Origin of the sequence: Archangium sp. (assembly GCF_036388035.1) — a bacterium.
Classification (GTDB): Bacteria; Myxococcota; Myxococcia; order Myxococcales; family Myxococcaceae; genus Archangium.
The window spans coordinates 1-8238 of sequence record NZ_DASVSO010000498.1 but is presented as its reverse complement, the minus strand read 5'-3'; the positions used below and the strand labels follow the sequence as shown (position 1 = coordinate 8238).

Sequence of the window (8238 nt, the reverse complement as noted above, 5' to 3'; positions counted from 1 at the left end):
CGAGCCGCTCCAGCTCCGGGCGCGGAACCTCGTACAGGTGGCCGAGGCACCCGCTCGACAGCACCGCGAGGAGGGTGACGAGTGCGTGCAGCCGCGAGGGACGCGGGCTCCGGAGAGGTGTCGGGGAACTACCGCTGTCCTGCCATGCGTCTGGAATCATTCGCCGCTCCTGCTCGGGCATCCGGCCACGCCCCACGGTGAACCATAGGCCGAGCGGGCCCGGGGATTGAACCCTCCCCCCTCGCCTCGCCTACCGGGGAGGATGGCTCGGACGGCTGAGGATGTACGTCGCGCCGATGAGCATGAGCGCGGCGGCCCCCGCGAGCACGGGCCACTTCACGCGCGCGACGAAGGCCAGGAGCGCGAGGCTCACGCCCATGCCGGACAGTGCGCTCACCTTCACCTTCACCGGCACGGTGCCGTGCTCCCGCCACGCCTGGAGCCCAGGCCCGAAGCGTGGATGAGTGTAGAGCCAGTCGTGGAAGCGGCGGGAGCTGCGCGAGAAGGCCCACAGCGCGACGAGCATGAAGGGCGTCGTCGGCACCAGCGGCAGGAACGCCCCGAGGACTCCGAGGCCCACACACACGAAACCGAGCGCCATGAAGGCGAAACGGAAGCGCGTGTGGGTGACCTCGTCTCCTCCCCGCGCCTGCTCGATGGACGGTTCGCTCGACACCCCTGCGTATATACCAGCCTCAGCGCTCGAAGGTGACGGACACCCCAGCATTGGGGCCGTTTCATTTTCTCGAGCAGTGGCTCAGTGGCGGTGGCGCTTGCCGTGTTTGGAAGGCCCGTTGCCCCGCCACTCCGACGCCGGTCGCAGGTCCACCTGCAGGTTGACGCTCCTGCCGCCATCGACGTGCGTGACGAACTGGTTCACGCGCGTCCGGCCATGGTCGATGCGAATCGCATGGCTGCCCCCCTTGAGCGTCACCGTCAGCGGGGTGTTCCCACGCCACACGCCGTCGATCTCCACCGGCGCCGAGACCGCCCCCCCCTGGTACGTCGCGACCAGCTGAATCTTGGAGATGCCCTTGCCGGCCGTCTTCCCCACGTTCCGCCGGGTGATGCTTTTGGGCGCGATGCCCGCGTCGCGCTTGCGCAACGTCGGGGGCGCGCGCCGCTCCGGCACCCTCCCCGTGTCCTCGGCATCCGCCTCGCGCTCCTCGGCCTGCTCGGAAGACGGCGCGGGCTGCGCGGCGGCCAGGTTCGCCGACGGCGGGGGCGCGGGCGGCGGGCTCTCCACCACGGGCGGGGGCTTCACCGGCGCGGGCGGAGGTACCTCGCCCGCCGCCATGGTCATGCGCAGCGGCTTCGAGGCCGGAATGGGCTCCGGCTCCTGGAACCACAACATCCCCAGCAGGAGAAGCGCCAGCGCGGCGCATCCCACACAGACTCCCCAAGCCCATCTAGGCATGTGTGCCTCCCGGCTGACGGCTCACGTGTGTCCAACCTCGCGGGCTCACTCGCCAGTCCTCCCGGCGGTGGCGCCCACCGTCCTGGCGGGCGGCGCGGACGAGAGCCCACCCACCTCCCGCAGCTTCATCACCGACACCGCCACCTCCCCGTCTCCGAGCGGCCGGGCGGTCACCCGGAGCACGTCGACCCCGCTCTGGAACACGCCCGGCTCCACCTCCCGGTAGCCGCCCCGGGTCAGCTCCTGGACGTGGAAGCGCCGCGCCTCCTCGGGGCTCGCCTTCACCGAGTACTGCATGATGGACGTGCCCTCGGTATTCGTCCGCAGCACGGCGCGCGCCCCGGGCATCACCGGCGCGAAGGCCGCCTCGGCCGTCTTGCGCCGCTCCGCGAGGAAGGCCTCGGTGAGGAGCACGGTGGTGCTGCCGTCGGGGTTGGGCTGGAGGATGACCGTGTAGGCGATGTACGTGTCCGGGTCGAGCCCCGTCACCTGGACCTCGCGCGTCACCGGCACCACGTGCTGGGGCGGCGGCAGGAACAGGCCCGCCTCCTGGAACTGACGGCGGAAGTGGCGCTCCAGCGTCCCCACCTTCTCCCCGGAGCGCACGGCGTGGATGGACACCGGCATCCCCAGCGCCTCCGTGCGACCGGGCACCTCGATGACCTCGAGCGCCCTGGGCACGTCCCACCGCTTGGGCACGGGCCGGGCGGAAGGCTCGGCGGCCGAAGCGCCCAGGCCCACCAGCAGGCAGAGACAGAGCAGCGCCCGCATCACCAGGTCCTCTTGTCGAAGTAGGACTGGTCGCAGCGCGAGCCCAGGAAGCACTGCTCCCGGCGCTGGTACGCCTTCTTGTAGGTGTCCGCGTAGGGCGTCGTCGCCCACTCGTAGTCCTTCACGCTGTAGGTGTCCTGCTCGCGCGTCTTGAAGGTGAACGGCCTGGTCGTCCCGGCGCCGATGTCCGGCCCGTCCTCGCCGACGAACACGAAGCGGAAGGCCCGCTCGTCCACCGGCACGTTGGACAGCTCCGGGACGACGGGGTCGTTCGTGAAGAGGGCGCGGATGAAGTCGGGGATGCTGAAGTCGCGCGTCTCGAACGAGTTGTATTCGTCGTAGAGCCGATTCACCGTCCGCTTGTAGGCCTGGTTTCCCTCTTTGTTGTCGAAGAGGCAGCCCTCCAGGCACGCCTCCAGCTCCCGGCCGAAGCTCTCATCGCTGCCGGAGAGGGCCCAGTCATCCAGGGCGATGGGCACCGAGCCCTGGCAGACGCCGCCCCGGGCCCGGCCGAAGGCGCACACGCGCAGCTGCGGCCGCAGCACGTGCTTCACGTCCATGATGCCCCCCGCGCCATCATCCACGAAGCTCCGGGGCATCCCCCACACCTCCACCCGCGCGTCGGCGTTGCACGCCATGCCGTCCACTTCCCTGCCCCCCGCGATCGCCGGCGTATAGGCGACCCGGAGCCGGTCGAAGGCCTCGCCCTGTGGCAGCGGCGAGACGCGCGCCGGCTCACACTGCACGGAGAGCCGCGAGCCCCGCGTCATCACCTGGGTGAAGCCGTCCGCGCCGCCCGTGGAGCGCCCGTCGAAGTCCTGGAAGCGCTCCTCGGCCCGAGGCCCGGGCGCCTGGCCTTTCTTGTCGAGCATCTCGTCGGAGGTGCGGAACTCCGGCGGGGCGTCCGCCGCGGTGTTGAAGCGGTGCATCCGCAACCCCGTGGTGTCCCACAGCGCGGCCGTGGCCGCCTGCTGGACCCGGAGCTTCATCATGCCCACCTCGGCGAAGTGGATGCCGAAGAGGAGGACCGAGACGAACACGAGCAGGCTCAGCGCCAGCTCCACCGTCGCCTGGCCCCGAAAGGAGCGCTGCCTCATGGAATGGCCTCGAAGCCGCTGGCGCGCAACCGGCGCAGGGCGTCCGCTTTTTGCCCCTCGCCCAGCCCCTCGAGCGTGCGGATGACGTCGTCCCCCCGCTTGCCGTAGGGCTCGTCCACGTCCGAGGACACCAGGGTGGCACGCCAGAAGGGGTTGAGGAAGTTGGGGGGCTCGCGCGAGTGACCCGCACCTTTCCCGGTGGACGAGCCGCGGTGGTAGTACGTGAGGGCGGAGGCAATCGCCGTGGACTGCTCCATCCACGTGCTGCTGGAGCTGATGTCGATCAGCTCTCCCGGCCCGGCCTGGGAGACCTTGAAGCGGAAGCGCAGCTCCCAGGGGTCCTGGCGCGTGCGCGTCGAGTAGTCCCGGACGATGGGCACCAGGCTCTTGGGCTGCCCGTCCACGTTGGTGGGGGCGTTGGGGCCCTCCATCCCCTCCTCCTGGTAGTCCACGAAGACGGGCCAGATGCTGGGGGAGATGGCATTGGGCGGCACCCTCCGGAAGGAGTGGCGCACCTCGGGCGGGTCCGTCACGCGCGGGTCATTCCACTCCCGGTAGTCACCGACGGCGGGGTCTCCGCGCCGCCACATGTGGTTGTCGCGATGGTCATCGGGGCCCGTGGTGACGAGGTAGCCGAAGGAGTCCTCCGTGGGCTCCGGAATCGAGCAGCCGGGAGGAGGGTTCGGCCAGTCGAAGTAGAACACGCCCGTGTCCTGCGCCCAGGCGCCCAGGTAGGTGAGGTTCTGGCCGTCATCGCCGACCTCCTCCCAGCGCTGCCACTCGGCGCGGTTGATGGCCTGCCCGTCGTAGCCTTCCCGCTCGCCAATGCCCGAGCTGCGCATGGGCCCGCGCTGACCGAAGTAGGCCGTGCCGAAGTCCGTCACCCGCGCGACGAGCGGGCTGGGGTCCATCACCCGGTTGAGGCGGATCTCCACGTAGTGCGCCGCGCTCAAGTCTCCCGTGCGCTTCGTCGCCTCGCGCGAGGAGATGAAGGGCTCCACGCCGCGCGTGGCCATGGTGGCGCGCACCATGTGCTTGGGCTGGCGCTGCAACGGCTCCACCGCCGCGTCCCGCTCCCGCCGGGTGACGGCCTGGTCCGCGGCGAACAGCTCCCGGGCCTCGTCCCTCCAGGGGCTGCCCTGGCGCGCCTTGGCGGCGATCTCCTCCGCGAGCCCCCCACCCTCTTCCGGCGCCACCCGCTGCGTCATCCGCTCGTAGATGCGCTGCTGGTCCTCGGAGATGGTGATGGCCGTCTGGTACACCACCTTGCGGATGTACTCGGCCGAGCGCACGTCATGGCCGTACTTGCCCTCGTACCCGCCCCCGTCCGGCTCCCACAGGTCGATGAGCCGCCGGTCCTCGGTGATGATGCGCTGGTACGCATCCCGGAGCGGGTCGGAGCAGTGCGCCGGCGCGGTGGCGATCATCCCCGCCAGCAGGTCACGCCCCTGGTTGAGGGTGCCGTGGTAGTAGCCCGCCCAGCTCAGCAGCGACTGGGCCGCGGCCACGGCCGACATCTGGGCGATCATCGCCCGGTTGAGCGAGGCCACGGAGTTGAACGTGCGGGCCGTCACCACCGCCTGGCTGTAGGCGGCGGCATCCGCGACGACCTGTTGCTCGGTGCGCTCGTGCAGGCGCACGCCCAGGCCAATGGTCATCAGCACCATCAGCGTCAGCAGCAGCAGCGACACGGAGAAGAGGACGAGCGTCTGTCCGCGAGGGGCCCGCTTCATCGGCAGTCCTGGGGGTTGAAGAACTCACTGCGCGCGGGCGTCATCATCCGCATGCCGGCGGTGGCCTGGATGGGGAAGACGAACGTGCCCGCCGGCTGGTCGGTCCGCGCCAGCATCGTGGCCGCCATCGAGGTGTTCATGGTGACGTCATCCAGGTGGTCCGGCGGAGGGCTCTCCTCGGTCCACTCGGCGTTGTTCTGCACGACCATGAGCGGGTTGAGGGCGTTGTAGTCCTGCAGGCCCCAGTAGGCCAGCGTCATGCGCGCGATGACCCAGTTGGCGAAGGGGATGCGCATCGGGTACCAGAAGATGAGCCGCACCTCCAGCCGCAGGCTCTCGCGGTCCGGGTCGTCGAAGGCACTGTCTTCCTGGCCCTGGATGTCCTCGCGCCGGGGGCTCTCGCGCACCAGCCACACGATGTCGCCGTTGTGCCCCGAGTCCAGCGCGGGGGCGTAGCGGTTCTTGATGCGCCCCTCGAACGCCTGGGCCAGCCGGGCGGGAGAGTCGGTGCGCGTGAAGGTGGGCAGCAGGGTCGTCATCGCCGCGTGCACCATCCGGCGACAGGAGCCCTGGCTGAGGCTGCCGGCGCGCACCGCGCGGAAGGCGGCGTGCTCCGTCATCAGCCGGGCCTGGAACATGAGGAAGAGCTGCAGCGTGCCCAATACCAGGAACACCGCCAGCGGCAGCGTGAGCGCGGACTCCACCGCGGCCTGCCCGCTCTCGGCTCTTGAGACTCGATACGGCATTTGCCTACATTCACCCAGGGGGAGGGACCCGGCCATCGGTCATCTGGCCGCAATACAGGGAGCCCCTGGTTTCAGGGTTTCGATGCTTCGCTCCCTCTCCTCTCTATCAGAGGCCCGTCCGGATCAGACAGGGGGCCCACGGGGGGTGTCACAGAACTCCACGGGGGGTGTCACAGAACGAGTCGTCTGACACCCCTTCCGGGAACCGGGGAACCGGGCGCGGCCCTTCTAATTCAAACCAATGAGGTAATTGAGGATGGTGGCATCTGCTGCGTCCACGCAGACGACCCCCTTCCCGGTGAGATGGGCCATCCGGATGTAGTTGTTCGTTTCGGGACCCGTACTATACGGCTCTCGGCCTTTCCAAACGAAGCTCGTGAAATTCAGGAACAAGGACTTCTCATCCTCGCTCTCCTCCGCGTTTTGCAACGAGTCGCGGATGGCGTTGTTCTTGTCAGCGACCTGCGGACTCCCATAGCGATCCTGGATGCGGAGACCCAGGTCTCCCCCGACATTGATGGCTATATCCGCTGAATCAGCATTCCAGCCCCTCGTGTCGTAGTGATCCGCATGAGGGGTCAGCAACCGGCTGAAGACCAGCGCTCTCCCGGCGCATTCCTCCTGAGAGGGCCATTTCAGGCGCCGGTCGTCCCTCCTCAAGAGCATCGCGCCTAGAGTCTGGTTGACGAGGAGATTGATCGCGGCGCTGATGTCGTTCTTGCCAGTCTCCTGCTTCAGCATGATGATGACGGTTTCGGTCGGATTGGCCGTCAGGAAATTGACGACGTCATCGATCGCCGACTGGACGGAAACGTCGAGATTCACGGGCCCATGGAAGAGCCAATAGGTGGTGGAGAAGTAGGCCACGCCCACCCGCAGGTCCAGGGCTCTCACGCCGGCGTCCAGCTGCTGGCGGATGGAGAGACCCTGGGCCCGCACCATGGGGGTATAGCAATACTGGTATGCCCCCGAATCATGGGTGCCGGGGATGACCAGGCGCGTGATCGGTCTGCGCCTCTTGATGCCATCAAGCAGCCCCATCCAATCATTGCCAGCCATAGCGCGCTCCTCCCAGAGCGATCCTGCGCCATGAGGGCACGGCGAAACAAGAGCCTCTCTTACGATTCGCCCTACGAGGCGTCTAGACTCGCAGGCCCCAGGCTCCGGCTCACCCGCCTTCTGGCCCTGATGCTCCCGCTGGGGTGTGTCTCCGCTCAGATGGGCCAGCGGACCGTTCCCCCAACGGCGCCCGTCTTCCTCCAAGGTCCGCGACTGCCTCGGTAGGTCTTTCGCACACCGCGACACCCGTTCACGCGAGGTCCAGAATGAGAAGACCTCCGATGAGCTCGCCGTCGACCACGGGCTGCATGTCGAGCAGGTGGACGAACGGGAATGATGGATGGAAAGAGACGTGATGAATCAGGTGACGAACGCCCCCCCGGCCCTCCCCCCCAACGCCTCCATGCTCACCCGCATCTGGGTCGCCCTCAACGCCCTCCGGATCCTCAAGGACGATCCCGCGAACCCCGACTACGCCCGGGCGCTTCACATCAGCCTCGACGACAGCACGTACGCGCGGCTAGGCCGCGAGTTGCGTGAGAGCCCGGACGTTCGCCGGCTCCTCGACGAGCGGCCGACCGTTCCTGGCGACGTCGACCTCGAGACGCTCGCGCGCCTGCCCGCGGGCACCCTCGGTCACGAGTTCGCCCACTACTTCCGCGCCAACGGGATCCAGCCCTTCACCTACGAGTACCCCGTGGAGAGCGACGGCGACTACCTCTACAAGCACTACCGCGAGACCCACGACATCCACCACCTGATCACGCGCTACGGAATCGACCCGACGGGTGAGCTCGAATTGCAGGCCTTCTACTTCGGCAATCTCGGCCTGCGCCACGCGGCCTTGATCGCGCTGCTGTCGTTCCTCTACGTGCTCACTCAACGGGGGCTCGGCTTCAAGGCCCTGCGGGATCACTTCCGCCGGCTGCGTGCGGCCTACCGCCGCGGCAAGCACTCGCGCAACCTGCTGAGCGTGGACTACGGCGAGCTCTGGACGACGCCAGTGTCGGAACTCACTGAGCGTCTCTGCCAGCCCGCGCGAAGCTCGCCCGCCTGACAGCGCCACTTGAAGGCCTCGAGCTCGATCCGCAGGAGGAGAGAGGTAGATGAACCGCACCGTGAATGTGACGTTGTCCTACGCAGCCAGTGTGGCCCGATTCGGGCTGGGCCAATACGTGAGCGCGCTCGGCAGGCGCCCCGAGAAGCCGCTGGAGCTCTACGAATTCGAGAACTGCCCCTTCTGCCGCAAGGTCCGCGAAGCCCTCTGCCTGCTCGACCTCGATGCCTTCATCTACCCATGCCCCAAGGGCGGCACCCGCTTCCGTCCCCGGGCCATGGAGCTGGGCGGCAAGCAGCAGTTCCCCTACCTCGTGGACCCGAACACCGGCCAGCGGATGTACGAGTCCAACGCCATC

9 protein-coding genes are annotated in these 8238 nt (G+C 68.4%); 2 read left to right on the top strand and 7 right to left on the bottom strand.

Translation table 11 applies throughout. The features are described 5' to 3' along the window. Positions 1-250: 250 nt before the first annotated feature. The 7 genes from VF697_RS20160 to VF697_RS20130 form a co-directional block, all read right to left on the bottom strand. Complete coding sequence (locus VF697_RS20160) at positions 251-676, bottom strand: YbaN family protein (RefSeq protein WP_331097376.1); 426 nt, start codon at positions 674-676, stop codon at positions 251-253. An 81-nt stretch (positions 677-757) separates the two neighbouring features. Further along, entirely contained in the window at positions 758-1390 is a 633-nt protein-coding gene (locus tag VF697_RS20155) for a PEGA domain-containing protein (protein ID WP_331097375.1), read from the bottom strand. A 72-nt stretch (positions 1391-1462) separates the two neighbouring features. Further along, positions 1463-2191 (bottom strand): hypothetical protein, encoded by a 729-nt coding sequence (locus tag VF697_RS20150; RefSeq protein ID WP_331097374.1) that lies wholly within the window; start codon positions 2189-2191, stop codon positions 1463-1465. Continuing rightward, positions 2188-3285, bottom strand: coding sequence for a TadE family protein (locus VF697_RS20145; protein WP_331097373.1), 1098 nt, complete (start codon positions 3283-3285; stop codon positions 2188-2190). The genes VF697_RS20150 and VF697_RS20145 overlap by 4 nt, the downstream gene beginning before the upstream one ends. Then, positions 3282-5018, bottom strand: a complete 1737-nt coding sequence (locus tag VF697_RS20140; RefSeq protein ID WP_331097372.1) for a hypothetical protein — start codon at positions 5016-5018, stop codon at positions 3282-3284. Before VF697_RS20140 ends, VF697_RS20145 begins: the two co-directional genes overlap by 4 nt. Beyond that, complete coding sequence (locus VF697_RS20135) at positions 5015-5764, bottom strand: TadE family protein (protein WP_331097371.1); 750 nt, start codon at positions 5762-5764, stop codon at positions 5015-5017. Before VF697_RS20135 ends, VF697_RS20140 begins: the two co-directional genes overlap by 4 nt. A gap of 228 nt (positions 5765-5992) precedes the next feature. Next, entirely contained in the window at positions 5993-6823 is an 831-nt protein-coding gene (locus VF697_RS20130; protein WP_331097370.1) for a phosphatidylinositol-specific phospholipase C domain-containing protein, read from the bottom strand. A 355-nt stretch (positions 6824-7178) separates the two neighbouring features. On the opposite strand from VF697_RS20130, the gene VF697_RS20125 reads away from it, so the two are divergent. Next, the gene (locus VF697_RS20125; protein ID WP_331097369.1) at positions 7179-7880 is read left to right on the top strand and encodes a Coq4 family protein; all 702 of its coding nucleotides are present in this window, start codon (positions 7179-7181) and stop codon (positions 7878-7880) included. A 49-nt stretch (positions 7881-7929) separates the two neighbouring features. Then, the coding region (locus VF697_RS20120; protein ID WP_331097368.1) for a glutathione S-transferase N-terminal domain-containing protein at positions 7930-8238 on the top strand (309 nt) is incomplete at its 3' end.